Here is a 26,298-nt window from a genome sequence, read left to right on the forward strand (position 1 = left end):
CTCGCTCTCCTGGTCTCGGCCTGTGCCGGTGCGCCGGGCGGGTCCGTGGGCGGGGAGCAGGAGGGCGAGGGCGACCGGCTGGGCGTGGCGATGCTGCAGCCACCGCGCTCGGGCCTCTCCCCCTTCAGCGACGACGCCTTCAAGCTCGCCCGCTGGAGCACGGCCGAGACGCTGGTCGTCCTCGACGACGCGGGCGACGCCGAGCCCGCCCTGGCGACCTCGTGGGAGCAGGTGGAGCCACGACGGTGGGTGCTGGAGCTGCGCCCCGACGTGGTGTTCCACGACGGCACGGCGCTGAGCGCCGACGTCGCTGCGGGCTCGCTGACCCGCGCGACGCAGGCCAGCCCGGTGCCGCGGATCCTGGACGGGGTCGAGCTCGACGTGAGCGCCACCGGGCCGCTGACCCTCGAGGTCGTCACCGGAGACGTCGACCCCCTGCTGCCGCAGCGCCTGTCCAGCCCCCAGCTGTCCGTGCTGTCCCCGGCGGCCTACGAGGACGGCGGCGCCGACCCGGAGGGCCACGGCACCGGGGCCTTCGAGCTGGTCGACGTCGACGGCACCCGCGGCGCGACGCTCGACCGGTTCGAGGGCTACTGGGGCGGCCCGGCCGCCCTGGCCGGGATCGACGTGGACTACGTGCCCGACGGCACCGCCCGTGCGGCCGCCCTGCGCACCGGCGAGGCCGATGTCGTCGAGGCCGTGCCCGTCGGGCAGGTCGCCGGCCTCGACCCCGCCCTGGTCCACGAGGTGCCGATGCCGCGCACGAACACGCTCTACCTGAACACCGGGGACGGCCCGTTCGCCGACCCCGCCGTGCGCGCAGCCGCCCGGGCGGCGCTCGACCGCGACCGCCTGGTGGCCGACGTCTACGAGGGCCGTGCCGACGAGGCCACCGGGCTGCTGGGCCCGGCCGTGCCGTGGGCGGCCGGGCGGCGCGACGCGGAGGCGTACGGGGAGGTCCTCGCCGACCGCGCGGACCCCGCGCCGGTCGACGGCGTCCCGATCACGCTGGGCACCTTCACCGACCGCGCCGAGCTGCCCGAGGTCGCCGTGCTGCTGGAGCAGCAGCTCGAGGCCGCCGGGTTCCAGGTCGAGCAGGAGGTGCGGGAGTACCAGTACATCGAGGCCGACGCGCTCGACGGCGCCTTCGACGCCTTCGTCCTGTCCCGCGCGACCGCGCTGGACTCCGGCGACCCGGTCGCCTACCTGGTCAGCGACTTCGGCTGCGACGGCTCGTTCAACATCAGCCAGCTCTGCGACGCCGACGTCGACCGGCTCCTCGACCGTGCCGCGCGCACCCCGGCCGGCGACGCCCGTCGCGACGCCACGATGCTCGCCGAGGCCGCGGTCCTCGGGACCGACGCCGCCCTGCCGCTGCTGCACGAGCGGGTCCTCCAGGGCGAGCAGCCCGGTGTCGTCGGAGTCGCCCGGGACCCGCGCGAGCGGGCGCTGGTCCTTCCCGGGACCACGCTGGGCGACGACGGATGACGCGCGGCCCCGGGGTGGTGGCCCTCTCGCGCGCTGTCGCCGTCGGGGGAGTCCTGGTCGTGGTCGGGCTGCTGCCGTGGCTCTCGGGGCGCGACGCCGCCTACACGGTGCTCCGGGCGCGGTACGCCGACCGGGAGGCCACCCCCGAGGCGCTCGCGGCGGTCCGGGCCGAGCTGGGCCTCGCCGAGGGCCCGTGGTCGCTGCTCGCGACCTGGCTGGGGGGCCTGCTCCGCGGCGACCTGGGCCGGTCCTGGACCAGCGGTGACCCGGTCGCGCCGGGCCTGGCGGCTGCGTCGGCGGTCTCGCTGACGCTGACCGGTGCCGCCGTGGTCGTGGCCGCGACCGTGGCCGCGCCGGTGGTGGGCCTGGCGCTGCGGCGCGGGCTCGCGGGCCGTCCGGCGGCGGGTCCCGGGGTGGTCGCGACGACGCTGACCGCACTGCCGGAGCTGGTCACCGCGCTGGTGCTGCTGATGGTGCTCGGGGTCTGGCTCGGCTGGCTGCCGCCGTACGGGTGGGACTCCTGGGCCCACGTCGTGCTGCCGGCGCTCGCCCTCGGCGTGCCGGCCGGCGGCCTGGTCGGCCGGCTGCTCGCCGAGGCCGTCTCCGCGACCACGGCCGAGCGGTGGGTGGCGACCTGGCGTCGTGCGGGGTGCCGCGACCGGGAGCTGGTCGCCGGGGTCCTGCGGCGGGCGGTGCCGTCGGTCGTCGGACAGCTCGCCCTGGTCGTGGTGGGCCTGACCGGCGGTGCGGTGGCGGTGGAGGAGGTGTTCGCGGTGCCCGGCCTGGGGCGGCTGACACTCGGTGCCGCGTCCGCCCAGGACCTGCCGGTGCTCCAGGGCGGCGTGCTCGCGCTGCTGCTGCTCGCGGTCGGCGCCGGCCTGGTGGCGGCTCTGGCCCGACGCCTGATGCTCGGGCGGGGGATACGGCTGGGCGCGCTCGCGGTGCCGGTGCCCGTGGCGCTGCGCCGGCGCCGGGACGTCGCGGTGCCGGTGGTGTGCCTGGCCGTGCTCGGGGTCGTGGTGGTGGCCGGGATGCTCCGTGACCCGTACGCCTCCGCCCATCCCCGGCTGGCCCGGCCCGGCCCCGGCCTCCCGCTGGGGGCCGACGCCAGCGGGAGGGACCTGCTGGCCCGTGTCGGTCACGGAGCGCTCGCCACCGTGGGGAGCGCAGCGGCCGTGGTCGCGCTGTGCCTCCTGGTCGGTCTCGTGGTGGGGCTGCTGCCGCGCCTCGCAGTCGGTCCCGTCGAGGTCGCCAACGCCGCGCCCCCGGTGGTGGTCGGCCTGCTGGTGGCCGCGGTCCAGGGGCCGTCCGCAGCCGGCGCCGCGGCGGCGGTGGCGCTCGTGTCGTGGGCCCCGCTGGCCGCGCACACGGCGGCGCTGCTCGAGGAGGCGCGCGCCCGTCCGCACGTGGCGGTCCTGCCGACCCTCGGGGTCAGTCGGGCGCGGTTGCTGCTGGTGCACCTGTGGCCCGCGGTGGCCGGGCCGGTGGCGCGGCACGCGGCGCTGCGGCTGCCCGGCGTCGCCCTCGCGCTGGCCGCGCTCGGGTTCCTGGGCCTCGGCCCCCGTCCTCCCTCCCCCCAGTGGGGCCTGCTCCTGGCCGAGGGAGCCGGCTACCTCGAGCGGGCCCCCTGGACCGTGCTGGCCCCGACCCTCGCGCTGGCGGCGACCGCCGTGCTCGCGGTGGCGGGCGCGAGCCTGGCGCGTACGACGCCCGTGCGTGCGCCGGGTGGGCGGGTCAGCCGGCGGGCGGCAGCCGCACGGTGAAGGTGCTGCCCCGACCCGGGTGGGAGCCGACCTCGATCCGGCCGCCGTGGCGCTCGGCCACGCGGCCGGCGATGGCCAGGCCCAGGCCGCTGCCCGGGCGGCGCCGCGCCTCGGGGTCGGTGCCCCGGTCGAACTCGGTGAACAGCCCCTCCTGGTCCTCGGGGGAGATGCCGATGCCCTCGTCGACCACCCGCAGCACCGCCCGTCCCTGAGGCCCCGACTCCCTCACCAGCTGCAGGCGCACGGAGTCGCCGGCGTCGCTGAACTTGATCGCGTTGGAGGCCAGGTTGAGCACGAGCTGCTCGAGCTCCTCGCCGTCGCCGAGCACGCGCACCCCGGGCAGCGCACCCGAGAGGTCCAGGTCGACCCCGGCGCGCTCGGCCTGGGCGACCAGCTGGTCGGCGACGGTGAGGACGACCCCGGTCAGGTCCACCGGCACGTGCTCGACCGTCGCCGGGTCGCGCAGCCGGGCGAGCGTCAGCATGTCCTGCACCAGCCGCAGCATCCGTTCGCCGCTGGCCTGGATCGCCTGGTGCGCGCGGGCGGTGACGGCCGGGTCGTCTCGGACCATCTCGAGGTTGCCGAGGATGGCCGCCAGCGGGTTCTTCAGCTCGTGCACGACGGTCGTGATCACCTCGGTGCGGTGGGCGTCGAGCCGCTCGAGGCGCTGCAGCACCTCGTGCTCCCGCAGCCGGACCCGGGCGGTGCCGATCACCCGGCCGAGCTCGCGCGCGACGTCGAGGGCGGCGTCCTCCTCGGCCTCGGTCCACGCACCGGCCTCCCCGGTGCGCGTCAGCACGACGTACCCCAGGCACTGGCGCGCCGACCCCAGCGGGACCATCACGAACTGCGCGTGGCCCAGGGCCCGCAGCCAGTCGACGATGCGCCGACGGCTCGTCGCCGGGACGACGTCGTCCCCCTCGGTGCGGTGCTCGTCGATCACCACGGTGCGCCGGTCCGCCCAGCAGGCCCCGGCGACCCGCCACGCGGAGGCGAACGCGCGCGCCTCGTCGAGCGCGGGCCAGCCCTGGTCCTCGGCGGCGGAGTGGTGCATGGTCCGCCCCAGGTCGGCGGGGTAGTTCACCGCCTCCCACGCGCCGCCGTCGTCGGCGAAGAGGCGGATCCACGCCTTCTCCGCGCGGAAGCCCTCCAGCAGCGGCGGGACGCAGGCCGGGAGCACCTCGGCGAGCTCCAGGGAGTCCGAGGCGGTCGAGACCAGCCGGCGCACCGCCGCGGAGAGCCGGACCCGCTCCTCCAGCCGCTCACGCTCCCGCGCCTGACCCACGGCCAGGCCGATCTGCACCGCGTAGATCTCCAGGATGGCCCGGGCCTCCGGGCCCGGCCGACGACCGTCGGCGGGCAGGTCCAGACCGAGCACTCCGAGCAGGTGGCCGTCGGCGCCGCACAGCGGGGCGTAGAGGGCGTCGTCGGGCTGCCAGGCGTCCGGCTCGTCGATCGCGGGCTCGTCGGTGCGCCACACCACGGCGTCGTCGGGCAGGACATAGCGCCCGGCCGGCACGAACCGCAGCAGGCCCCACCGGTCGGCGGTCTCGAGCTCGGCCTCGACGTCCTCGACGCGGTGGCGGCTCCCGCTGACCGCCTCGGCGCCCGGCCCGACCGCGACCACGGTCTCGAAGAAGCCGCAGGCGCTGAGCAGGTTGACCGCGACCCCGCCGAAGCCGAGCACGTCGCGCACGCCCTCGGCGGCGGCGCGCAGCACGTCGTCCAGGCGACCGCCGCTGTTGACCAGCAGCAGCACGCGGTGCAGGTCGCGGAGCGCGGCGGCCTGGGTGGGTGGCGGCGTCGGGGTGGCAGGCATGGGGGTGGTCCTCGGGGCGTGGGTGCTACGAAGGGTAGGCGGGGCCGGGGACACCCGTCTGCGTTTCCGTCACCCGCTCCCACCCGTCCGGACCAGCGGGTGCGGGTCAGCGGCCGCGGTCCGCGAGCCGGGTGCGCAGGCTGACGAGCGCCGACGCCGGCACCCCGGCGGCCAGCAGCACGGCGGGGACGTCGGTGCCGAGCAGGTAGGCCCGCGCGGCCGGCAGCCGGTCGGCGACCCGGTGCTCGAGCTCGGCGGCCGTCGGGACCGGGTCGGTCCGGGTCACCCAGGAACCGGTGGCGCCGTCCCACGCCAGTCCGTGCCCGGGGTGCGTGGCCGCCCCGCGGAACCCACCGGCGTAGTCGCCCACGACCGCGTCCGTCTCGACGCCCACGGCAGCCAGCAGCAGGGCCGAGAGCATCCCGGCCCGGTCCCGCCCGCCCTGGCAGTGCAGCAGCACCGGACCCGGCGCCTCGACGACCGCGACGACCGCGGCGGCGACCAGGTCCGGGAAGCGCCGCACCGTGGCTTCCCAGCCGTGCGGGTGGTCGAGCCAGGGACCGACCTCCTCGAGGTACGCCGCGTCGTGCGGGTCCTCCAGCGGGGCGTGGACGACCTCGACCCCCACCGCCCCGCCGGGGTGCCGGCCGCCCTCCCGTTCCTCGGCGTTGCGCAGGTCGACGACCCGCGCCAGCCCTGCGGAGGCGGCCTCGCGCCACCCGCGGTCGGTCATCGTCGTCGGTGCCGCCGACCGGAACACCTGACCACCGCGGGTCCGGCCCCCGCCGGCCAGGGGCAGGCCCCCGAGGTCGCGCAGGTTGCGGGCACCGTCCCACCGTGGCGTCGTCACGGGCCGATCCTGGCAGGGCGTCGTAGGCTCCGCGGCGGTCCTGCGGGACCCCGGGCCGGGGGGAGGGAGGGCGCGTGCGAGGTCGGACGGCGGCACCGCTGTGGCTGCTGAGCGCCGTGGCCGGCGTCGCCGTGGTCGCCACCGGCCTGCTCGCCCCGACGTCGGCGGAGGCGGTGCTGGCCCGGGTCGGTCCCGTGCTGGTCTTCCTGGTGGCGCTGACCCTGCTCGCCGAGCTGTGCGAGAGCGCCGGCCTGTTCGACCTCGCCGCCGACCTCGCGGCCCGGCTGGCCGGCGGCCGTACGTGGCTGCTGTTCGGGGTGGTCGTCGCCCTGGCCACCACGACCACCGTGCTGCTCAGCCTGGACACGACCGCGGTGCTGCTGACCCCGGTCGTGCTCACCCTCTGCGCCCGCCTGGGGCTCCCGCCGCTGCCGTTCGCGATGGCCACCGTGTGGTTGGCCAACACCGCCAGCCTGCTGCTGCCGGTCTCGAACCTGACGAACCTGCTGGCGCTGCGCACCCTGGGCCTGCACCCGGCCGAGTACGCGGCCCGCGCCCTCGCGCCGGCGGTCGCCGCCGTGGTCGCGACCGTCGTGGTGCTCGCGGTGCGGCACCGGCACGAGCTGCGCGGGTGCTACGTCGTCCCCGCACCCCGGCCGGTCGAGGACCCCGTCCTGCTGGGGGCCGCCCTGGCGGCGGTGCTCGGGTTCGCCACGGCCGTGCTCGCGGGCGCCGACGTGCCGGCCGCGGCCGTGCTGGCCGCCTGCGCCCTGGCGGCGGTCGCGGGCGTACGGCGTCGCGCGCTGCCCTCGCGCAGCACCTGGTCGCGGGCGCTGCCCTGGCGCCTGGTGCTCACCGTGACAGGCCTGTTCCTGGTGGTCGCGGCGGCCGACGAGCGCGGCCTGGGGCGGGTGACGGCCGCCGTGGCCGGCGAGGGCGGCGGGTTCACCGACCTGCTGCGGTTGGCGGCGACGTCGGCCGGCGCGGCCAACCTGGTCAACAACCTGCCCGCGTACCTCGCCCTGGAGCCGGCCGCCGGCGACGCCGTGCCCCGGCTGCTCGCCGTCCTCGTCGGCGTGAACGCCGGGCCGCTGGTGCTGGTGTGGGGGTCGCTGGCGACGCTGCTGTGGCGCGAGCGCTGCCGGGCACGGGGGCTCGAGGTCACCGCCCGGTCGTTCGCCGTCTCCGGGCTGGTGCTGGTGCCGGTGGTGCTGGTCGCGGCGACCGCCGCCCTGGCCCTGGTCGGTGGGGGCGTGGGGGGTGGTGGGGGCGGTGGCTAGCCTCCTGCGGTGACCAGACGCGCACTCGTCCTCGGCGGCGGCGGCATCACCGGGATCGCCTGGGAGCTCGGCCTCCTGCACGGCCTGGCCCGTGCCGGGGTCGACCTCACCGACGCCGACCTCGTCGTCGGGACCTCCGCCGGGTCCGTCGTCGGGTCGCTGGTGCGGTGCGCCCCGGCGGCCGGGACCGACCTGGCGGCCCTGTACGCCTCCCAGCTCGAGCCGCCGGAGCCGGGCCCGACGGCCCGGATGGGGCTGTCGACGATCGCGCGGCTGGCCCCGCCGTTCCTGCTGCCCGGCGACGCCGAGCGCAAGCGCGCCCGGCTCGGGCGCCTGGCGATGCGGCACCCCGGCGACGGCGAGGAGCGGGTCGAGGTCCTCCGCGGCATCGTGCCCTGGGAGGAGTGGCCCGAGCGGGCGCTGAAGGTCACCGCGGTCGAGGCCGAGACCGGCCGGTTCACCGTCTTCGACCGCTCGGCCGGCGTCAACGGCGTGCCCCTGGTGCGTGCCGTCTCCGCCAGCTGTGCCGTCCCGCTGGTGTGGCCGACCGTGGTGGTGGGCGACCGGCACTACCTCGACGGCGGCTTCCGCTCGACCGCGAACGTCGACCTCGCCGCCGGGTACGACGACGTCGTGGTCGTCGCCCCGCTGCCGCGCGCGTTCTCGCGGGCGACCTCGATCCCGGCCCAGCTCGCGCGCACCGGCTGCACCCGCTCGGCGGTGGTGGTGCCGGACGCGCAGGCGCTGACCGACATCGGCCGCAACGTCCTCGACTTCGCCCATCGCGCCGACGCCGCGCGTACCGGGCTGCGCCAGGCGGCCGACGTGGTCGAGCGGGTCGGCGCCGCCTGGGGCTGAGGGGCGTGGCGGGCCCGGCGGGGCGCGCCGGCGCCGGACTGGGTGGGCGTGGCGGCACCACGCGGGCTGACCTAGGTTCGCCGTCGTGACCGATCACGAGCTGCCCGGTGCCGACGCCCTCCTCCCGGGGCTGGACCCGTTCACGGTCGAGGTGGACGGCGCCACGGTCCGCGGCCGGTCGTCCCACATGACGCCGGGGACCCGGGGCGTCGTGCTCCTCCTGCACGGCTACCCCCAGACCGGCGCGATGTGGCACCACGTCGCGCCCGCCCTCGTCGCCGACGGGTTCACGGTGGTCGCGCCGGACCTGCGCGGGTACGGCGCCTCGGCCTGCCACGACGGCGACATGACCTTCCGCGCGATGGCCGGCGACCAGCCCCGGGTCCTCGAGGCGCTGGGTCTCGACCCGGCCGGGGTCCACGTCGTCGGGCACGACCGGGGGGCCCGCACCGCCCACCGCCTGCTCCTCGACCACCCGGGCCTGGCCCGGTCGGTCGCGCTGCTCGACATCCTCCCCACCCTGGACGTCTGGGAGCAGATGGACGCCTGGCTGGCCCGGCGCTACTTCCACTGGACCTTCCTGATCCAGGGCGGCGGCCTGCCCGAGAGGCTGATCGACGCCGACCCGCAGGCCTGGCTCGACCACGCCCTGGGGGCGCTGGGCGGCACCGACGGGATGACGCCCGCCGCGCTGGCCGAGTACGCCGCCGCAGCCCGCGTCCCGTCGGTGGTCCACGCCTGGTGCGAGGACTACCGGGCCGGTGCGCGCGCCGACCTCGAGCACGACCGCGCCGACCGCGGACGCACCGTCGACCTGCCGGCGCTGGTGCTGTGGGGCGACAAGGGGGTCGTGGGCGCCCGGGCCGACCCGGTCGAGGTGTGGCGGTCGTGGTTCCCGGCCGCGGTCGGCCACGGCGTACCGTCCGGGCACTTCCTCGCCGAGCAGCGGCCCGAGGACGTGCTGGCCGCGCTGCGCACGCACCTGGACGCCGCGGGCTGACCGGCCGCACCCCCCGCCTTGGCGGGTGTCGGCACGCTGGGTCCATGAGCCTGCCGCGGAGCCGCACCACCCGTCGTACGAGCGGCCTCGCCGCCGCCGCCCTCGGTCTGGGGCTGCTCGCGGCCTGTGGCGACGACAGCATCACCTCGGGCGGCGACCCCGACACCGCGGGCCGCGCGAACGCGCCGTCCGGCGCCGTCGCGACCGGCTCGCCCGAGGACGCGGCGACCGACGAGCTGGCCGTGGCGGAGGTGGCGACCGGGATCACGAGCCCGTGGGGCGTCGTCGAGCTCGGCGACGGCGACCTGCTCGTCGCCGAGCGGGACACCGCCGAGATCCTGCGCGTGGACCGCGCGACCGGCGAGCAGACGACGGTGGCGACGGTGCCCGGCGTGGTGACCGGCAGCGAGTCCGGCCTGCTCGGTCTGGCGATGCCGACCGACCAGGACCGGCTGCTGGCCTACTACACCGGCGAGGAGGACGCCCGGGTCGTGTCGATGACCTGGGACGGCGAGCGGCTCGGCGACCCGGAGCCGGTGCTGACCGGGATCCCGACCGGTGCGGGCTACCACCAGGGCGGCCGGCTGCTGGTCGGGCCCGACGACCTGCTCTACGTCGGCACCGGCGACAACGGTGACCCCGCGAACGCCCAGGACCCGGACTCGCTGTCCGGCAAGGTCCTGCGGGTCACCCTCGACGGCGAGCCGGCGCCCGGCAACCCCGGCGGGACCGAGGTCTACAGCTCGGGCCACCGCAACGTGCAGGGCCTCGCGCTCGACGACGAGGGCCGGCTCTGGGAGGCCGAGTTCGGCGACGCGGCCTGGGACGAGATCAACCTCGTCGACGCCGGTGGCAACTACGGCTGGCCCGAGGTCGAGGGCAGCGGCGGCGAGGACGTCGCGGGCGAGGACTACCTCGACCCCGCCGCGGTCTGGCGCACCGGGGACGCCTCCCCGTCCGGGCTGACGGTCTGGGACGGGTCGCTGTGGCTGGCCTCCCTGCGCGGGGCGATCCTGTGGGAGGTCCCGCTCCCGCCCGCCGACGGCGAGCCGGTCGGGCAGCCCGTCTCCCACGTGGCGGGCGAGTACGGCCGGCTGCGCACCGTCCTGCCCAGCACCGACGGCGGCCTGCTGCTCACGACCTCCAACACCGACGGCCGCGGCGACCCGGCGGCCGACGACGACAAGGTGCTCGCGCTGAGGCGCTGAGGGTCGGTTGCGCCGGCGGGGCTACTCCGGCAGCGGGGTGACCGGCAGGTCGCCGAGCCCGGCGAGGGCGGGGAGGTAGGCCCCCACGTCACCGCGCACGGTCCACGACCGCAGCTGCGCCTCGGTCCGCCGCGACGACAGCGCCCGCGCCAGGTCGAAGTCGTCGGCCTCCAGCCGGGTCGGTGCCTCCTCGACCGTGCCCGCGTTGACCCAGGTCCAGCCGGGTCCCACCAGGGCGATCGGTGGCAGGTCGACCACCGTGCCGGCGAACCGGTCGGCCATCCTCTCCCGCACGATCGTCAGCTCCGGGGTGTCCCGCGCCCCCGGCCGGTCGAGGGCGCCGCGCAGGTCCTGCTCGTGGATCACCACGTCGTTGAGCGGGCGGGAGCCGTTCTCACGCATCCACGCCACCAGGCCGTCGGCGTGCGCGCGCCACTCCTCGACGAGCTCGGTGACGTCGCGGTCCTTGCGCCGGGCCACCTGACGGTCGGTCCAGCCTGGGTTGTGGTCGTCGGGCTCGTCACCGTCGAGGACGTCGGTGGCCAGCCCCACCATGTGCGACAGCAGGTCCCGCGCGGTCCAGTCAGGGCAGGCCGGCACGTGCCGTTCCAGGACGGCGGGGGTCTCGGAGGCGACGGCCAGGACCAGGTCACAGACCCGGTCGGCCGCCGCGCGCCAGCGCAGCACCGGGTCGGGCTCGGGGGAGGACGGCACGTCGGGGGTCGGGAGCACGGGGTCGGTCACCCGTCTCATCCAAGTCTGCTCGTCGGGCCCGATCCACCCCCAGGCAGGTGGTGGGCCGGTCCAGACCGCTGCGACCGTAGGGATTCGGCGCGGACCGCGACCCGACGCAGGCGCACTCCGCCGCCCGGGGCGCGCCCTGGTCCCGCCCCCCGATGAGAGGAACAGCCCCATGGGCAAGTTGACGATGCTGGCGGCCGGAGCCGCCGGGTACGTGCTCGGCGCCCGCGCCGGCCGTGACCGCTACGACCAGATCGCCGCCACGGCCGGCAAGGTGTGGCGCGACCCGCGCGTCCAGACCCGCAAGGACCAGGCCGCCGACGTCGCCAAGGACGCGGCCTCGACGGCCGCCAGCCAGGCCGGCGACCTCGCCCAGCAGGCGGCGGGCAGCGCCAAGCAGGCGGCGGGCTCCGCGAAGGCCGGGGTCCAGGACACGCTGTCGTCCAGCGACGACGAGACGACCTCGGCCGGTCCGGTCATCCCGTCGACCGACGCGGTCCCCGACTCCGGCGTCACCCCCGGTGACGTCGCGCCCCCGGCCTTCCCGGCCGACCCGGGCCAGCCGGACGGACCGACCCGATGAGCGGCACCACCGGCCCGGGCAGCACCTCGCTCGGCAGCACCGGCTCCCCCGCCGGCGGTGAGCCCACCACCGGCCGGCTGGTCCACGACCTGACCGAGCAGACCCGCGAGCTCGTCCGCGGCGAGGTGGCGCTGGCCAAGGCCGAGCTCGGCGACACCGTCAAGCACGTCGGCATCGGTGCCGGCCTCTTCGGCGGCGCCGGGCTGATCGCGCTGTACGGCGTCGGTGCGCTCGTGACCGCCGCGATCGCCGGGCTCGCCGTCGTCCTCGACGTGTGGCTCGCGGCGCTGATCGTCGGCGTCGTGCTGCTCGCCGTCGCCGGCGTGGCTGCCCTGCTCGGCAAGAAGCAGGTCACCCAGGCCACCCCGGCCGTGCCCGCCACCCAGCGCGGCGTCCAGCGTGACGTCGCCACCCTCAAGGAAGGCACCCACCGTGGCTGACCAGAACCCCACCGGCGACGACCAGTCCGCCGCGAAGCCGACGAGTCCCGAGGTCGCCCGGATCGAGGCCGACCTCGAGCAGACCCGCGAGCGCCTGGCCGAGACCGTCGACGCCCTCGGCGCGAAGCTCGACGTCAAGACCCGCACCACCGAGAAGGTCACCGAGCTCCGTGAGGAGCGCGGCACCGAGATCGCGGTCGCCGCCGGCACGGTCGTGGCCCTGCTCGTGGTCCTCGTCGTGTGGCGCCGGCGCCGCTGACGATGGCGGACCGCACCGGCACCACCACGGCACCCGACCCGGAGAGCCCGGCCAAGCCCGACGACCCCACGGACCTGACGAAGCCGTCGAAGAAGTACGTCCTGCGCGCCTCCCTCCGTGAGTTCGGCGAGGACCAGTGCACCGACCTCGCGGCGGCGCTGACCTACTACGCCGTGCTGGCGCTGTTCCCCGGCCTGATCGCGCTGCTGTCCCTGGTGGGGCTGGTGGGTCGCGGCCCGGACACCGTCGACGCGATCCTGCAGGTCCTGCGCGACGTCGGGGCCGGGTCCGTCGTGCCGACGATCCAGCCGATCCTGGAGGGCCTGGCCACCGCGCCCGGCGCCGGGGTCGCGCTCGTGGTCGGCCTGGCCACCGCCCTGTGGTCGGCGTCGGGCTACGTCAACGCCTTCGGCCGCGCGATGAACCGGATCCTCGAGGTCGAGGAGGGTCGTCCGGTCTGGAAGCTGCGCCCGGTGATGCTCCTGGTCACCGTGGTGACGGTCGCCCTCGCGGCGCTCGTGCTGCTCGCGCTGGTCCTCACCGGGCCGGCAGCCTCCGCCGTCGGCAACGCCCTCGGGCTCGGCGAGTCGGTCGTGCTGATCTGGAACATCGCCAAGTGGCCGGTGATCCTGCTGGTCGTCGGGGCGATCGTGGCGCTGCTGTACTACGCCACGCCCAACATCAAGCAGCCCCGCTTCAAGTGGATCTCCGTCGGGGCCGGCGTCGCGATCCTCGTGTGGGTGCTCGCCTCGGCCGCCTTCGGGTTCTACGTCGCCGGGTTCTCCAGCTACGGCAAGACGTACGGCTCGCTGGCCGGCGTGATCGTCTTCCTGCTCTGGCTCTGGATCACGAACCTCGCGCTGCTCCTCGGCGCCGAGATCGACTCCGAGCTCGAGCGGGCCCGCCAGCTCCAGGCCGGCATGCCGGCCGAGGACGAGCTCCAGCTGCCCGCCCGCGACACCCGGAACATCGTCAAGGCCGAGCGCAAGCGCGACGGCGACCGGCGACGGGCCCGCGAGCTGCGGCTCACCGGCGGACGGTCCCTGGACCCCGGCGAGGACCCCGGACCGGACTCCCGGCACTGACGCACGATCGGCACCGGTCCCGGGGGGTCTGACCTCCCCGGGGCCGGAGCCGTGATGCACTAGGCGCGTGCGGATCCCCAGCACCCTGTCGCGCACCGTCGGACCGCTGCTGCTGCGGCGGGCCGGGCGGAACGGCATCGACCTCCGGACCCTGCGCTTCCTGCCGGCCTCGATCACGCTGCCGGTGCGCCGCGTCGGGGTGGACCCCCTCCCGGCCCTGGGTCGGATCCGCGAGGAGGAGCCGGTACGCCGGCTGACCACCCTCTTCGGCAAGGGCATCTGGCTGGTCAGCGGCTACGACGAGGCCCGCACCGTGCTCGGGGACGCCGCCTCGTGGAGCAACGACCTCGGCCAGTTCGTCTCCCAGGACGGGCGCGGCGACTCCGAGCAGATCGGCGGGCTCGGGATGACCGACGCGCCGCTGCACACCGAGCTGCGCCGCTGCCTGACCCCGGAGTTCACCCGCCGGCGTCTTGCCCGGCTGGCGCCGCGCATCGACGAGATCGTCGAGGCACGTCTCGAGGCCGTGGCCGCGGCCGGCCCCGAGGTCGACCTCGTCGCCGAGTACGCGTTCCCGGTGCCCTTCGAGGTCATCTGCGAGCTGCTCGGCCTGCCCGTCGAGGACCGGGACGCGTTCCGCGCCCTCGGCGCGGCCCGCTTCGACCTGACCCAGGGCGGGGCCGGGGTGTTCGGCGCGGCCGCCGAGACCCGCGAGTTCCTCATCGACGCCGTCGCCCGGCAGCGCGCCGCGCCCGGCGACGGCCTGATCGGTGCCCTGCTGCGCGACCACGGCGACCGGCTCGACGACGTCACCCTCGGCGGCATGGCCGACGGGGTCTTCCTCGGCGGCTACGAGACCAGCGCGTCGATGATCGCGCTGGGGGCCTACCTGCTCGCCGGGTCGCCCGAGGCCCTGCAACGGCTGCGCGGCAGCGACGACGACGTCGACGCGGTCGTCGAGGAGATGCTGCGCCACCTCACCGTGGTGCAGATCGCCTTCCTGCGCTTCGCCCGCCACGACCTCGAGCTGGGTGGCCGCACCATCCGCGAGGGCGACTGCGTCGGGGTGTCCCTGCTGGCCGCCGACCGGGACCGGCGCCTCACCGGAGGCGACGACCGGTTCGATCCCGCCCGCGAGCCGGGGCGGCACCTCGCCTTCGGCTGGGGCATGCACCGCTGCCTGGGCGCGGAGCTGGCCCGGATGGAGCTGCGCGCAGCGCTGCGCGGGCTGGCCCACCGGTTCCCCGACCTCGCGATCGCCCAGGACGCGACGACCCTGCCGTGGCGGGACCTCTCGGCGGTCTACGGCGTGGACGCGCTCCCGGTCCGGCTGTGGCCGGCCGACCCGGTCCCGCAGGCACCGGCCGCCGCCCGCAGTCGGCTCAGCGTCCGGGCCGCAGCCGGCGCGCTGCGCCGCTGACGCCACCGACCAGGCCGGCCAGCGCGCCGCCGACCGCGCCCGCGGTCGCCAGTCCGACCGAGCCCCAGGTGAAGTGGTCCTCCCAGAGCACGATCCGGCCGCGGCGCACCCGGAAGGTGCCCTGCACCGGGAAGCTGGTGGCCAGCGGCCCGGTCCGGATCGTGTCGACCCGGTCGGTCAGCACCACGTCGCCCGCGGTCGCGATGTGGCGCATCACGACCTCGACCGCCACCCCGCGGGCGTCCAGGCCCTCCAGCACGGCCCCGACCCGGCGCCCGCGCAGGGTCGGCAGGCCGGTGTTGCGCCACACGACGTCCTCGTCGAGCAGGGCCACCGCGCCGGCCGTGTCACCGGTCTGCAGGGCGATCCAGAAGCGCTGGACGACGTCGAGGGGCGCGACCTCGGTGGCGGTGTCGGCGGGGGAGACCATGGACCCAGCCTAGGAGGGCCCGGCGGGCCCGCTCGAGGTGGTCACTTCGAGCTGGCCCGGGCGTACTGCCGCACCGAGAGCGGCACGAAGACCGCCAGGATCAGCACCACCCACAGCAGCGTGTAGAGCGCCGGGTGCTGCAGCGACCACACGTCGGGTGCGGGCACGGTCGGATCGATGTTGCCGAACAGCTCGCGGGAGGCCTGGGTCAGCGCCGAGACGGGGTTCCACTCCACGAACACCCGGAGCCCGCTGGAGAACGACTCCAGGGGGACGAAGGCGTTGGAGACGAAGGTCAGCGGGAAGATCACGATGAACGAGGCGTTGTTGATCACCTCGACGCTGGGCACCAGCAGGCCGACCCAGGCCATCACCCAGCTGATCGCGTAGGCGAAGACGAGCAGCAGCAGGAAGCCGGCCAGCATGTCGACCACGCCCTCGCGGGCCCGCCAGCCGACCAGCAGCCCGGTCAGCGCCATGATGATCAGCGACAGCACGTTGTAGACCACGTCGGAGGCGGTGCGGCCCACCAGGACCGCCGAGGGCGACATCGGCAGCGAACGGAACCGGTCGATGATCCCCTTCTGCATGTCCTCGGCGATGCCGGCACCGGTGAAGGTGGCGCCGAAGACGACGGTCTGGGCGAAGATCCCGCCGATCAGGAACTCGCGGTACGGCACGTCGCCGCCCGGGTCGATCGCCCCGCCGAAGACGTAGGCGAAGAGCAACACGAACATGATCGGCGAGATCAGCACGAAGACGAGCACCTCGGGCACCCGCTTGATCTTGATCAGGTTGCGCTTGGCGACCACCCACCCGTCGGAGGCGGCGCGGGCCGGGCCGCCCCGGCGCGGTGGGGTCGGGGTGCTGCTGCCGGTGCTGGTCACGGTGCTCATCGGGAGGCCTTCTCGTGCTCGGTGGTGCCGGTCTGCTTGTCGTCCGTCGTGGCCTCGTCGTCGGCGCTGGAGCGTCCGGTCAGGGTCAGGAAGACGTCGTCGAGGGTCGGTCGGCGCAGCCCGACGTCGAGCAGGTCCAGCCCGGCGGCCTCGAAGGCCTGCAGGACCCGCGTGAGCGACCGGGTGCCGCCGTCGACCGGGGCGACGAGGCCACGGCCGTTGTCGCTGTCGCGCACCTCGCCGATCGCCACCTCGCCGAGGAGGCGGTGCGCCTCGGCCCGCCGCGACGTGTCGGCCAGGACCACCTCGACCCGCTCCCCGCCGGTCTGCGCCTTGAGCTCGTCGGCGGTGCCGCGGGCGATGGCCGTGCCGTGGTCGATCACCACGATGTCGTCGGCCAGCCGGTCGGCCTCCTCGAGGTACTGCGTGGTCAGCAGCAGGGTGGCGCCGGAGCCCACGAGCTCGCGGATCACGTCCCACATCTGCTGGCGGCTGCGGACGTCCAGGCCGGTCGTGGGCTCGTCGAGGATCAGCACCGGTGGGGCGGCGACCAGCGCGCCGGCCAGGTCGAGGCGTCGGCGCATGCCGCCGGAGTACGTCTTCGAGGGCCGGTTGCCGGCGTCGGCCAGGGCGAAGCGCTCCAGGAGCTCGGTCGCCCGGCGCCGTGAGGCCGCCCGGCCGAGACCGTAGAGGCGCCCGACCATCTCGAGGTTCTCGAACCCGGTGAGCTGCTCGTCGACCGCGGCGTACTGCCCGGACAGCCCGATCCGCGCCCGCACCCCGTCGGGGTCCCCCACCACGTCGATCCCGGCCACCTCGGCGCGGCCGGAGTCCGGCTTCTGCAGCGTCGCCAGCAGCTTGACCGCGGTCGTCTTGCCGGCGCCGTTGGGGCCCAGCAGCGCCAGCACGGTCCCCTCGGGGACCACCAGGTCGAGGCCGCGCAGGGCCTTGACCTTGCCGTAGCTCTTGACCAGGCCCTCGGCCCGGATCATGTCGGTCATGGCTCTCCTCGGTGGTTCGTCGGCGCCTCGTGAGAGGTACGGCAAGCGTAGGGACCGCCGCCGACACCCGTACTCATCGGCGGCCCTAGGGTGACCCGGGTGGACCGTCGCGGGGTAGTGGTTTTCGGGGGAGCCAACCTCGACGTGCTGGCCCGCAGCACGACCCGGGCCGTGGCCGGCACGAGCAACCCCGGCCGGGTGACGCGCACGCCCGGCGGCGTGGGCCGCAACGTGGCCGAGAACCTCGCCCGCCTCGGCACCCCCGTGCGGCTGGTCGCCGCCGTGGGCCAGGACGACGGTGGTGCCCGTCTGCTCGAGCAGACCCGGGCGGCCGGGGTCGACGTCGACCTGGTGCGCCGGGTGGGCGCCGCCACCGGCAGCTACACCGCGGTGGTCGACAGCGACGGCGAGCTGGTGGTCGCGGTCTCGGACATGCGCGCCACCGAGCTGCTCGGGCCCGCGGACGTGGCCGCGGCCGCCGCCGCGGTGGCCGGCGCCGCCCTGGTCGTCGTCGACGGCAACCTGACCGCGGCCGCCGTCGAGGCGGCGCTGGGGCTCGCCGCGCAGCACGGCACCGCGGTGGTGCTGGAGCCGGTCAGCGTGCCGAAGGCGCGCGTGCTCGCGCCGGTGCTCGACCGGTGGCCGGTGCGCACCGTCACCCCCAACGTCGCCGAGCTGGCCGCCCTGACCGCCCGCTCCGACGACCCCGACGACCCCGACGACCCCGGCCCGTCCGGCCTGGAGGAGCAGGTGGCCTCCCTGCACGCCCGGGGCGTGGCGCAGGTGTGGGTCCGGATGGGCCCCGAGGGGTCCCTGCTCAGCACGCCGGACGGGGTGACCCACCACGCGTCGGTCGACGTCGAGGTCGTCGACGCCACCGGCGCCGGCGACGCCCTGCTCGCGGCCTACTGCCACGCCCTGCTCGCGGGCGCCGCGCCCGAGGAGGCGGCGGCGTACGGGCAGGCTGCCGCGGCGCTGACCGTCGCCGGCCCGCACACCGTGCGCCCCGACCTGTCCGACGCGCTCGTGAGGAGCCTGCTGTGACCACCCCCGTGACCGCCCCGCACCCGATGCTGACGCTCTCCGACGAGGTGGCCGCCGCGCTGGCGGCCGGCCGGCCCGTGGTCGCGCTGGAGAGCACGATCATCAGCCACGGGATGCCGTACCCGCGCAACGTGGAGATGGCCGTCGAGGTGGAGGGCATCGTCCGCGACGCCGGTGCCACCCCGGCCACCGTGGCCGTGCTCGGTGGGCGTCCGCGGGTCGGGCTGACGCCCGAGGACCTCGAGCTGCTGGCCAGCGACCCGCACGTGACCAAGGTGAGCCGGCGGGACCTGCCGTACGTCGTGGCCCGCGGGCTGCACGGCGCGACCACGGTGGCGGCGACCATGCGGCTGGCGGCGCTGGCCGGCGTGCGCACCTTCGTCACCGGCGGCCTGGGCGGCGCCCACCGCGGGGCGCAGCAGACCTTCGACCTCTCGGCCGACCTCACCGAGCTCGCCGTCACCGACGTCGCCGTCGTCTCGGCCGGGGTCAAGAGCATCCTCGACATCGGGCTGACCCTCGAGGCGCTGGAGACGCTCGGGGTGCCGGTCCTGGTCGAGGGCAGCGACGAGTTCCCGTCGTTCTACTCCCGCAGCAGCGGGCACGGCGCCCCGATGCGCGTCGACGGCGCCGCCGAGGTCGCCGCGGTGATGCGCGCGAAGTGGGACCTCGGCCTGTCCGGCGGGGTCGTGGTCGCCAACCCCGTGCCGGTCGCCGACGAGATCCCGGCCCACGAGATGGACGGCGTGATCACGCGCGCCCTCGCCGACGCCGACGACCGGGGGCTGCGCGGCAAGGACGTCACGCCGTACCTCCTCGGCCGGATCGTCGAGCTCACCGACGGCGCCAGCCTGACCACGAACATCGCGCTCGTGCGCCACAACGCGCGTCTGGGCGCCGCGATCGCCCGGGAGTACGCCGCCTCCTAGGACGTGTCGGCCGCCCTGTCGGCGGGGTAGGGCAGGGTGTGGCCGTGCACTTCGTGGGCGTCGACCTGGCCTGGGGCGAGCGGAACCCCACGGGGCTCGCCGTCCTCGACGCCGACGCGCGCCTGCTGCACGTCAGCACGGTGCGCACCGACGACGAGGTGGCCGAGGCCCTCGCGCCGTACGTCGAGGGTCCCTGCCTGGTCGGGATCGACGCCCCGATCGTCGTGGTGAACCCGACCGGCTCGCGGCCGGCCGAGCAGGCGCTGGGCCGTGACTTCCGGCGTTTCGAGGCCGGCGCGCACCCGGCCAACACCGGCAAGCCCGAGTTCGCGGCCGGCACGCGCGCCGCCCGGGTGTCCAAGCGGCTCGGGCTGGACGTCAACCCCCGCAGCCGCCGCGCGCGCCGCGCGATCGAGGTCTACCCGCACGCCGCGAGCGTGGCGCTGTTCGGGCTCGAGAAGACCCTGAAGTACAAGGCCAAGCCGGGCCGTGACCTGGACCTGCTGCGGCGCGAGCTGCTCCTGCTGGTCGGCCACGTCGAGACCGTCGTCGAGGTCGACGAGACCTGGGCGACCCTTCGCGGCCAGGTCGAGACCGCCACCCGCAAGAGCCAGCTGCGGGTGGTCGAGGACCAGGTCGACGCCGTCGTGTGCGCCTACGTCGCCTGGTTCGCCGAGCACCACCCGACGAGGACGACGACCTACGGCGACCTCGAGACCGGCACCATCGTCACCCCCGCGCTGCCGCCCGACCGGCTCCCGGCCCCCGACGGGGCGGCTGCCGGGGCCGGGTCGACCGGCGCGCGGACCTGGCGCCTGGAGGACCCCGTCCGTGCGGCGGTCCAGGAGTACGCCCAGCGCCGACCCGCCCTGGTCGAGGCCGGTCAGGCGTTCGTCGAGCTGGTCACCTCGGTGCTCGACGAGGCCGGGATCAACTACCTCTCGGTCACCGGCCGGACCAAGAGCGTGGCCTCGTTCGCCGAGAAGGCCGAGCGGCGGGTGGACGGGGCCGCGGCGTACCCCGAGCCGCTGCACGACATCACCGACCAGCTCGGGGTCCGGGTCGTCACCTACGTCCGGGGCGACGTCGCCGCCGTCGCGGACCTCCTCGACGACCAGGTCGTGGTCAAGGACGACCGCGACATGGGGCTGGCCACCGCCCGGGAGGGCCGGTTCGGCTACGCCAGCCGGCACCTGCTGATCGGTCTCGACGCGGCCCGGGAGAGCCACCCGCAGTGGGCGCTGCTGCGCGGCCTGGTCGCCCAGGTGCAGGTGCGGACGGTGCTGCAGCACGCCTGGGCGGAGTTCGAGCACGAGGCCCGCTACAAGGGCAGCGTGCCGCCCGAGCACGCCAGCGACCTGGACCGGCGCTTCACCCTGGCCGCGGGGCTGCTGGAGCTCGCCGACCAGGAGTTCTCCACGATCCGCGACCGGTTGCGGACCCCCGTGCCCGTCGCGCCCGACCTGCTGGCGGGCGGTGCTGACGGGGCACCCGTCGCGGGGACGGTGGCGGTGGAGCCGGACGACCCGCGGCTGGACCCGCGCGAGCTCGCGGCGTTCCTCGCCGGGCAGTACGACGACGCCGGCTGGTCGCGCACCGACCACTACGCGTGGATCTCGGGGCTGCTCCTCGAGCTCGGGGTCACCCGCTTCGACGAGCTCGGCGAGGTGCTCCGCGACGGTCGCCTCGAGGGCCTCAACGAGCGCCTGGGCTACCGCTTCCCGCCGGGCGCGGTGCGGCGGCTGGACGACGCGCTGCTCGCGGCGTACCAGGAGCGCTACGTCGACCTGACCGGCAACGCCCGACGGCGCGACCTGCTGCGCCAGCGCCTGGAGCGGATGACCGACCCGGCCTGAGGGCGCGCGCTGCGGCTCCCCGGCGGGTCAGGGGGCGGCGGCGCGGAGCTTGTCGAGCAGCGGTCCGGCGACCTCGGCCAGGAACTGCTCCTGGCGGGCGTCGCCGACCTGGACCAGCGCAATGTCGGTGAACCCGGCCTCCCAGAAGGCCGAGACCGACTCGACGATCTTGTCGAGGTCGGGACCGCAGGGGATGTTGGCCGCCACGTCCTCCTCGCGGACGAACTGGGTGGCCCCGGCGAAGCCCGCGGGCGTCGGCAGGTCGGCGTTGACCTTCCAGCCGCCGGCGAACCACCGGAACTGCTCGTGGGCGACCCGGGTCGCCTCGGCCTCGTCGGGGCCCCAGCAGATCGGGATCTGGCCGATGGCGCGGGCGCCGTCTCCGATGCGGGCGCAGCCCTCGGTGGCGTTCCAGGTCTCGATCAGGCTCGGGAACGGGTCGGTGGAGATCAGGTGGTCGGCGACGGGTCCGAAGGTCGCGATGCCGCGCGGGCCGGCGGCCGCGACACCGATCGGGACGCCCTGCTCGGGGACGTCCCACAGGTGGGCGGAGGCGACGTCGAAGTACTCACCCTTGAAGTCGACGACCTCCCCGGTGTGCAGCGCCCGGATGATCTCGATCGCCTCCTCGAGCATCTCGAGCCGCTGCTTGACCGCGGGCCAGCCCTCGCCGACGACGTGCTCGTTGAGGTTCTCCCCGCTGCCGAGGCCCAGGGTGAAGCGGCCCTCGGCGAGCAGCTGCAGGGTCGCGGACTTCTGGGCCACGATCGCGGGGTGGTAGCGGATCGTCGGGCAGGTCACGTAGGTCATCAGCCCGACCCGCTCGGTGGCCTGCGCGACCGCGCCGAGCACGGTCCAGGCGTGCGGGGCGTGCCCCTGCTCCTTGAGCCACGGCGAGAAGTGGTCGCTGCTGACCTCGAAGTCGAACCCGGCCTCCTCGGCGCCCACGGCGTAGCGCACGAGCTCCCGCGGGCCGCTCTGCTCGGTCATCAGGGTGTAGCCGAAGTTCGTCATGCTCCGACGCTAGGGAGTCGACAGGGTGGGGGCCCCACCCGGGGAGGTGGCGCGACGTCGTGCCGTCACGACGGCCGGTCGACCACCGGCGCCCGGGTGATCCGGTAGCGCACGAACGACGGGACCGCGAGCGAGGCGAGCACGGTCCCCACGACCACCAGCAGGCCTCCGCCGGCCGAGGCCACCGCGGTGCCGACCGCCGCCGCCGCGACGCCGTGGCCGACGTCGGCGATCCGCGGTCCGCCGGCCACGACCACGATGAAGATCCCCTGGAGGCGCCCGCGCACGGCGTCGGAGGCGGCGCTCTGCAGCATCGAGCTGCGGAAGGCCGAGGAGGCCATGTCGGCCGCCCCGCCGACCACCAGCATCAGCACCGCGGCCACCAGCATCGGCCGCTGCCACCCGCCGCCGAGCCCGGCGACGCCGACGGCGACGCCGAAGCCGGTCATCGCCGCGCCCCACACCAGGATGCAGACCACCACCGCCCGGCCCTGGGCCTCGACGCGCGAGACCCACCCCGAGAACACCCCGCCGACGACCGCCCCGATCGGGATCGCGGCGAAGAGCAGCGCGAAGGCGAGCCCCCCGCCGGCCGGTCCACCGAAGGACTCGTCGGCGATCTGGGGGAACAGCGCCCGCGGCATCCCGAAGACCATCGCGATGACGTCGACGACGAACGACATCATCAGCACCGGCTGCGAGCGCAGGTAGACCACGCCCTCGACGACCGAGCGCAGCCCGGGGGTCCGCGCCCGCCCCGCCCCCTCCTCGCGCGCGATCGGCAGCGGCGGCAGGCGGACGACCGCGGACAGCGTCGCGAGCAGGGTGATCGTGTCGACCAGGTAGAGCCAGGAGAACCCGACGACCGGGATCAGCGTGCCGGCCACCAGGGGCCCGGCGATCGCGCCGGCCTGCATGACCGTCATGTTCAGCGAGTTCGCGGCCGGCAGCAGGCCGGGCTCGAGCAGCCGTGGCAGCACCGCGCTCCGCGTCGGCTGGTTGACCGCGAAGAACGCCTGCTGGACCGCGAACAACGACAGCAGGAGCCACACGTCCGTCGACCCGAGCGCGGCCTGGAGGTAGAACAGGCCGCTGGTCACGATCAGCCCGGTCGTGGTGATCACCAGCAGCGTGCGGCGGTCGAACACGTCGGCCAGCGCCCCGCCCCAGAGTCCGAAGACCACCAGCGGCACGAGCCCGAAGACCCCGGTCAGCCCGACGTAGGCCGACGAGCCGGTCTGGGCGTAGATCTGCGCCGGCACCGCCACGACCGTGAGCTGGGCACCGACGACGGTGATGATGTTGGCCAGCCACAGCCGCCGGAAGTGGTCGTTGCGCAGGGGGCGGGTGTCGGCCACCAGTCCACGGAGCTGCACGACGAGGGAACCTACGCCCGCTGCCCCGCGGCCGACGAGCGGGGCGGCTCGGCCCCGGGTCGGTGTCGTCCTGCGTAGTGATCGGGACCGGTGCTCGGGGGCGCGTGGCGTCCTCGCAGGTCAGCGGTGTCCCACCCCCGGTCCGGCGGCGCCGCGTCGGCGATCGCTACGCAGGACGCACCGCATGTCGGCCCGAGGTCGTGGCTCCCCGCGCCGGCTGTGGGTAGTTTCGCCGCATGACGCCTCCCGTCGCCGCCCCGCAGCCCCCCGATGCCGCCTCCCTCGTCGCCCGGCTGGACGGGCTCGGCGTCCTCGGCGTCAGCATCGGCTGGGTCGACAACAACGGCATCGTCCGCTCGCGGGTCGTCCCGCTGGAGCAGCTGCCCTCCGCACTCGTGAAGGGCGTCGGGATCACCGCGGCCTTCGGCGTCTTCGACTCCCACGACGGCATCACCTTCGCCCACGACGGCCTGGCGACGCCGTCGGGGGACGTCCGGCTCGTGCCGGTCGTCGAGGACCCCGACAGCATCGTGGCGCTGGCCGGCCAGCCCGGCCTGGCGTGGGTGCCCGGCCGGCAGCTCTCCGCCGACGGCGACCCGTGGCCGTACGACCAGCGGGCCGTGCTGGAGCGTCAGGTGGCCGCGGCCGCCGCGGCCGGGTTCGAGGTCCGGGCCGGGTTCGAGGTCGAGATGGTGCTGACCCACGACACCGACGACGGCGGCTGGCACCCGGCGCGGCGCGGGCCGGCGTACTCCGCCAACGCGGTTATCGACGTGCACGACTTCGTCGAGACGCTGCTGCGCGACCTGCGCGACAACGGCGTGCGGGTCGGCCAGCTGCACGCGGAGTACGGCGAGGCGCAGCTCGAGCTGTCCCTCGACGTCGCCGACGCGCTGGCGATGGCCGACGCGCAGGTGCTGACCCGCCAGACCGTGCACGCCGCTGCCCGCGCGCACGGCCTGCGTGCCAGCTTCGCGCCGCTGGCCAGCACCACCGGGGCCGGCAACGGCTGGCACCTGCACACCTCCCTGGTCGACGCGGCCACCGGGCGCAACGCCCTGACCGGCGACCCGGCCTCCGGCGGCGACGAGCACGGGCTGTCCGCGGTCGGGCGCGGCTACCTCGCCGGGCTGCTGCGCGAGCTGCCCGGCGTCACGGCGGTCACCGCACCGAGCACCGGCTCCCTGCTCCGGCGCCGGCCCGGTTACTGGGCGGGTGCGTACGGCTTCTGGGGCGTCGAGAACCGGGAGGCCGCGCTGCGCCTCGTGCCCGCGAGCCGGCTGCTGGGCACCGAGGTCACCAACGTCGAGCTCAAGGCCTGCGACGCCTCGGCCAACCCCTACCTCGCGCTCGCGGTGACGATCGGGGCCGGTCTGGCCGGCGTCCGCGACGGGCTCGAGCCCCCGGCGCCGGTCCAGGAGGACGTCGGCACCTGGGACGCCGCCCGCCGCGACGCCGCGGGCATCCGACCGCTCGCCACGTCGTTCGAGGAGCAGCAGGGCGACCTGCTCGGCAGCGACCTGGTGCGCGAGGTGCTCGGCGCCGACCTGCTCGGCGCCTTCGCGGCCTGCCGCGCCGCCGACGCCGCCTGGGCCGCCGACCGCGGCGTCGAGGACGTGGTGGCCTCGCTGCGGTGGCAGTACTGACCGGCGACGACCGGCGGCGCGCCCGCCCCGCCCCGGCCGCCCTGCTGCCCGGTGCCGACCGCGTCCTGGCCGCGCACCCCGCCGTGCTCCCGCAGCCGGACCAGCTCTGCGGACCGTTCGCGACCCGCTCGGCGCTCCACGCGCTGCTCGACCGGTCCGACGTCCCGGACCTGGGCGCGCTCGCCCTCGCGGCCGGGACCCACGTCTGGCCGCACGACGAGCCCGCCTGGCGACCGGCCGGGGCGCCGCTGCGTACGGACGCCTGGGAGGACCTGCCCCGGGTCGACGACCCCGACCGGAGCGGGACGGACGCGGCGCCGCTGGCTGCCGGCCTGCCCGGCGTCGCGCCGGTGGCGGTCGTCCCCGTCCCCGCGGTCCTCCCCGGTCCTGCCGTCCCCGCCGCGTGGGGCCGGCTGCTGGTCGCGCTGCGCGAGGCCGACCACCCGGTCGCCGTGGTGGCCAACCTGCGCACCGGCCCGACCTGGCCGCCCGAGCACCCGCTCGCCGGGTGGGACGTCGGGCACTTCGTCGTCCTGGTCTCCTTCGACGGCGAGGAGGTCGGTGTCGCCGACAGCTACGTCGAGGCCGGCGCGGACGGCTGGCCCCCGGGCTGCCGCGGGGTCCCCCTCGCCGACCTCGTGGCGGCCCTGGCCGCGCCTCCCGGCCGCGGGCTGCTGCTGCTCGCCCACCCCGCGCACGAGCAGGGCGTACGACGGCTGGTCGCCGAGGCCGGGCTCGTCGCGGCCGGCGCCGCCTGGTGACGAGCCGTGCGGGTGGGCGGTGCGGGGTAGCGTCCGCGCCATGAGCCGACCTGTGCCCGAGACCCCCGGACCCGGCCAGGAGTCGGTCTGGGACTACCCCCGACCGCCGGCGCTGGACCACAGCGCCGAGACCGTCGAGGTCGTCGTCGGCGGGCGCACCATCGCCACCACGACCCGGTCGCTGCGCGTGCTGGAGACCAGCCACCCGCCGACCTACTACGTGCCGCTCGACGACTTCGTCGACGGTGCCGTGCGTCCCACCGCCGGCTCCAGCTTCTGCGAGTGGAAGGGGGTCGCGGCCTACTTCGACCTCCTCGGAGGCGAGGACCTCGACGTCGTCGCCCCGCGCGCGGCGTGGACGTACCCCGACCCGACGCCCGGCTTCCGCGAGCTGCTCGGCACCGTCGCGGTGATGCCCGGCGCCGTCGACCGCTGCGTCGTCGACGGCGAGGTCGTCGAGCCCCAGCCCGGTGACTTCTACGGCGGGTGGATCACCGCCCGGGTCGTCGGCCCCTTCAAGGGGATCCCCGGCAGCCGGTTCTGGTGAGGGC

The 26,298-nt window shown here is 76.0% G+C and carries 25 protein-coding genes; 17 read left to right on the forward strand and 8 right to left on the reverse strand.

What is annotated here, in order from left to right:
• The first annotated feature begins 45 nt into the window (after positions 1-45).
• Both GV155_RS00115 and GV155_RS20585 read left to right on the forward strand, forming a co-directional pair.
• Positions 46-1,488, forward strand: a complete 1,443-nt coding sequence (locus tag GV155_RS00115) for an ABC transporter substrate-binding protein (RefSeq protein WP_236553738.1) — start codon at positions 46-48, stop codon at positions 1,486-1,488.
• Positions 1,485-3,251 carry an ABC transporter permease subunit gene (locus GV155_RS20585; protein WP_160010576.1) on the forward strand — a complete coding sequence of 589 codons (1,767 nt, stop codon included), beginning with the start codon at positions 1,485-1,487 and terminating at the stop codon, positions 3,249-3,251. The genes GV155_RS00115 and GV155_RS20585 overlap by 4 nt, the downstream gene beginning before the upstream one ends.
• Here GV155_RS20585 and GV155_RS00125 read toward each other — a convergent pair.
• Both GV155_RS00125 and GV155_RS00130 read right to left on the reverse strand, forming a co-directional pair.
• Positions 3,223-5,070 (reverse strand): sensor histidine kinase, encoded by a 1,848-nt coding sequence (locus GV155_RS00125; RefSeq protein ID WP_160004124.1) that lies wholly within the window; start codon positions 5,068-5,070, stop codon positions 3,223-3,225. The genes GV155_RS20585 and GV155_RS00125 overlap by 29 nt on opposite strands.
• 106 nt (positions 5,071-5,176) lie before the next feature.
• Complete coding sequence (locus GV155_RS00130) at positions 5,177-5,920, reverse strand: tyrosine-protein phosphatase (protein WP_160004126.1); 744 nt, start codon at positions 5,918-5,920, stop codon at positions 5,177-5,179.
• Positions 5,921-5,994: 74 nt separating this feature from the next.
• Here GV155_RS00130 and GV155_RS00135 point away from each other — a divergent pair, with 74 nt between their 5' ends.
• The 4 genes from GV155_RS00135 to GV155_RS00150 all read left to right on the forward strand — a co-directional run bounded on the left by GV155_RS00135 (position 5,995) and on the right by GV155_RS00150 (position 10,266).
• Positions 5,995-7,200 carry an SLC13 family permease gene (locus GV155_RS00135; RefSeq protein ID WP_236553740.1) on the forward strand — a complete coding sequence of 402 codons (1,206 nt, stop codon included), beginning with the start codon at positions 5,995-5,997 and terminating at the stop codon, positions 7,198-7,200.
• 9 nt (positions 7,201-7,209) lie between these two features.
• Entirely contained in the window at positions 7,210-8,058 is an 849-nt protein-coding gene (locus GV155_RS00140; RefSeq protein WP_160004128.1) for a patatin-like phospholipase family protein, read from the forward strand.
• A gap of 85 nt (positions 8,059-8,143) precedes the next feature.
• Positions 8,144-9,058 carry an alpha/beta fold hydrolase gene (locus tag GV155_RS00145; RefSeq protein WP_201299995.1) on the forward strand — a complete coding sequence of 305 codons (915 nt, stop codon included), beginning with the start codon at positions 8,144-8,146 and terminating at the stop codon, positions 9,056-9,058.
• 44 nt (positions 9,059-9,102) lie between these two features.
• Positions 9,103-10,266: a PQQ-dependent sugar dehydrogenase gene (locus GV155_RS00150; protein ID WP_160004130.1), complete on the forward strand. Its 1,164-nt coding sequence runs from the start codon at positions 9,103-9,105 to the stop codon at positions 10,264-10,266.
• A 21-nt stretch (positions 10,267-10,287) separates the two neighbouring features.
• On the opposite strand, the gene GV155_RS00155 is transcribed toward GV155_RS00150, so the two are convergent.
• Positions 10,288-11,010 carry a maleylpyruvate isomerase N-terminal domain-containing protein gene (locus tag GV155_RS00155; protein WP_201299996.1) on the reverse strand — a complete coding sequence of 241 codons (723 nt, stop codon included), beginning with the start codon at positions 11,008-11,010 and terminating at the stop codon, positions 10,288-10,290.
• 169 nt (positions 11,011-11,179) lie between these two features.
• On the opposite strand from GV155_RS00155, the gene GV155_RS20355 reads away from it, so the two are divergent.
• The 5 genes from GV155_RS20355 to GV155_RS00180 all read left to right on the forward strand — a co-directional run bounded on the left by GV155_RS20355 (position 11,180) and on the right by GV155_RS00180 (position 14,794).
• Complete coding sequence (locus GV155_RS20355) at positions 11,180-11,590, forward strand: hypothetical protein (protein WP_201299997.1); 411 nt, start codon at positions 11,180-11,182, stop codon at positions 11,588-11,590.
• Complete coding sequence (locus GV155_RS00165; RefSeq protein WP_160004134.1) at positions 11,587-12,030, forward strand: phage holin family protein; 444 nt, start codon at positions 11,587-11,589, stop codon at positions 12,028-12,030. Before GV155_RS20355 ends, GV155_RS00165 begins: the two co-directional genes overlap by 4 nt.
• Entirely contained in the window at positions 12,023-12,289 is a 267-nt protein-coding gene (locus GV155_RS00170; protein WP_201299998.1) for a DUF3618 domain-containing protein, read from the forward strand. Before GV155_RS00165 ends, GV155_RS00170 begins: the two co-directional genes overlap by 8 nt.
• A gap of 2 nt (positions 12,290-12,291) precedes the next feature.
• A complete protein-coding gene (locus GV155_RS00175) occupies positions 12,292-13,374 on the forward strand; it encodes a YihY/virulence factor BrkB family protein (RefSeq protein ID WP_160004136.1) in 1,083 nt (360 codons plus the stop codon).
• Positions 13,375-13,441: 67 nt separating this feature from the next.
• A complete protein-coding gene (locus GV155_RS00180) occupies positions 13,442-14,794 on the forward strand; it encodes a cytochrome P450 (RefSeq protein ID WP_201299999.1) in 1,353 nt (450 codons plus the stop codon).
• Here GV155_RS00180 and GV155_RS00185 read toward each other — a convergent pair.
• The 3 genes from GV155_RS00185 to GV155_RS00195 are packed head-to-tail and all read right to left on the reverse strand — an operon-like array spanning position 14,757 to position 17,121.
• The gene (locus GV155_RS00185; protein WP_160004138.1) at positions 14,757-15,224 is read right to left on the reverse strand and encodes a limonene-1,2-epoxide hydrolase family protein; all 468 of its coding nucleotides are present in this window, start codon (positions 15,222-15,224) and stop codon (positions 14,757-14,759) included. The two genes, GV155_RS00180 and GV155_RS00185, sit on opposite strands and share 38 nt — an antisense overlap.
• A 41-nt stretch (positions 15,225-15,265) precedes the next feature.
• A complete protein-coding gene (locus GV155_RS00190) occupies positions 15,266-16,120 on the reverse strand; it encodes an ABC transporter permease (protein ID WP_160004140.1) in 855 nt (284 codons plus the stop codon).
• Entirely contained in the window at positions 16,117-17,121 is a 1,005-nt protein-coding gene (locus GV155_RS00195; RefSeq protein WP_160004142.1) for an ATP-binding cassette domain-containing protein, read from the reverse strand. The genes GV155_RS00190 and GV155_RS00195 overlap by 4 nt, the downstream gene beginning before the upstream one ends.
• Positions 17,122-17,238: 117 nt before the next feature.
• Here GV155_RS00195 and GV155_RS00200 point away from each other — a divergent pair, with 117 nt between their 5' ends.
• The 3 genes from GV155_RS00200 to GV155_RS00210 are packed head-to-tail and all read left to right on the forward strand — an operon-like array spanning position 17,239 to position 20,950.
• The gene (locus GV155_RS00200) at positions 17,239-18,165 is read left to right on the forward strand and encodes a carbohydrate kinase family protein (protein WP_236553742.1); all 927 of its coding nucleotides are present in this window, start codon (positions 17,239-17,241) and stop codon (positions 18,163-18,165) included.
• On the forward strand, positions 18,162-19,094 hold the full coding sequence (locus GV155_RS00205; RefSeq protein ID WP_236553743.1) for a pseudouridine-5'-phosphate glycosidase: 933 nt from the start codon (positions 18,162-18,164) through the stop codon (positions 19,092-19,094). The genes GV155_RS00200 and GV155_RS00205 overlap by 4 nt, the downstream gene beginning before the upstream one ends.
• Before the next feature lie 44 nt (positions 19,095-19,138).
• Entirely contained in the window at positions 19,139-20,950 is a 1,812-nt protein-coding gene (locus GV155_RS00210) for a DUF429 domain-containing protein (RefSeq protein ID WP_160004144.1), read from the forward strand.
• A 27-nt stretch (positions 20,951-20,977) separates the two neighbouring features.
• On the opposite strand, the gene GV155_RS00215 is transcribed toward GV155_RS00210, so the two are convergent.
• Both GV155_RS00215 and GV155_RS00220 read right to left on the reverse strand, forming a co-directional pair.
• Positions 20,978-21,964 carry a TIGR03557 family F420-dependent LLM class oxidoreductase gene (locus GV155_RS00215; RefSeq protein ID WP_160004146.1) on the reverse strand — a complete coding sequence of 329 codons (987 nt, stop codon included), beginning with the start codon at positions 21,962-21,964 and terminating at the stop codon, positions 20,978-20,980.
• Between the two features lie 65 nt (positions 21,965-22,029).
• Complete coding sequence (locus GV155_RS00220; RefSeq protein ID WP_160004148.1) at positions 22,030-23,340, reverse strand: MFS transporter; 1,311 nt, start codon at positions 23,338-23,340, stop codon at positions 22,030-22,032.
• A gap of 236 nt (positions 23,341-23,576) precedes the next feature.
• Here GV155_RS00220 and GV155_RS00225 point away from each other — a divergent pair, with 236 nt between their 5' ends.
• From GV155_RS00225 to GV155_RS00235, 3 genes are read left to right on the forward strand one after another with little or no spacing between them, the layout of a single operon-like run.
• Positions 23,577-24,986 carry a glutamine synthetase family protein gene (locus tag GV155_RS00225; protein ID WP_160004150.1) on the forward strand — a complete coding sequence of 470 codons (1,410 nt, stop codon included), beginning with the start codon at positions 23,577-23,579 and terminating at the stop codon, positions 24,984-24,986.
• Positions 24,974-25,747, forward strand: coding sequence for a DUF6885 family protein (locus GV155_RS00230; protein ID WP_160004152.1), 774 nt, complete (start codon positions 24,974-24,976; stop codon positions 25,745-25,747). The genes GV155_RS00225 and GV155_RS00230 overlap by 13 nt, the downstream gene beginning before the upstream one ends.
• A 40-nt stretch (positions 25,748-25,787) precedes the next feature.
• Positions 25,788-26,294: a DUF427 domain-containing protein gene (locus tag GV155_RS00235; RefSeq protein WP_160004154.1), complete on the forward strand. Its 507-nt coding sequence runs from the start codon at positions 25,788-25,790 to the stop codon at positions 26,292-26,294.
• Positions 26,295-26,298 lie beyond the last annotated feature (4 nt).

Source organism: Nocardioides sp. AX2bis (assembly GCF_902506435.1).
Classification (GTDB): domain Bacteria; phylum Actinomycetota; class Actinomycetes; order Propionibacteriales; family Nocardioidaceae; genus Nocardioides.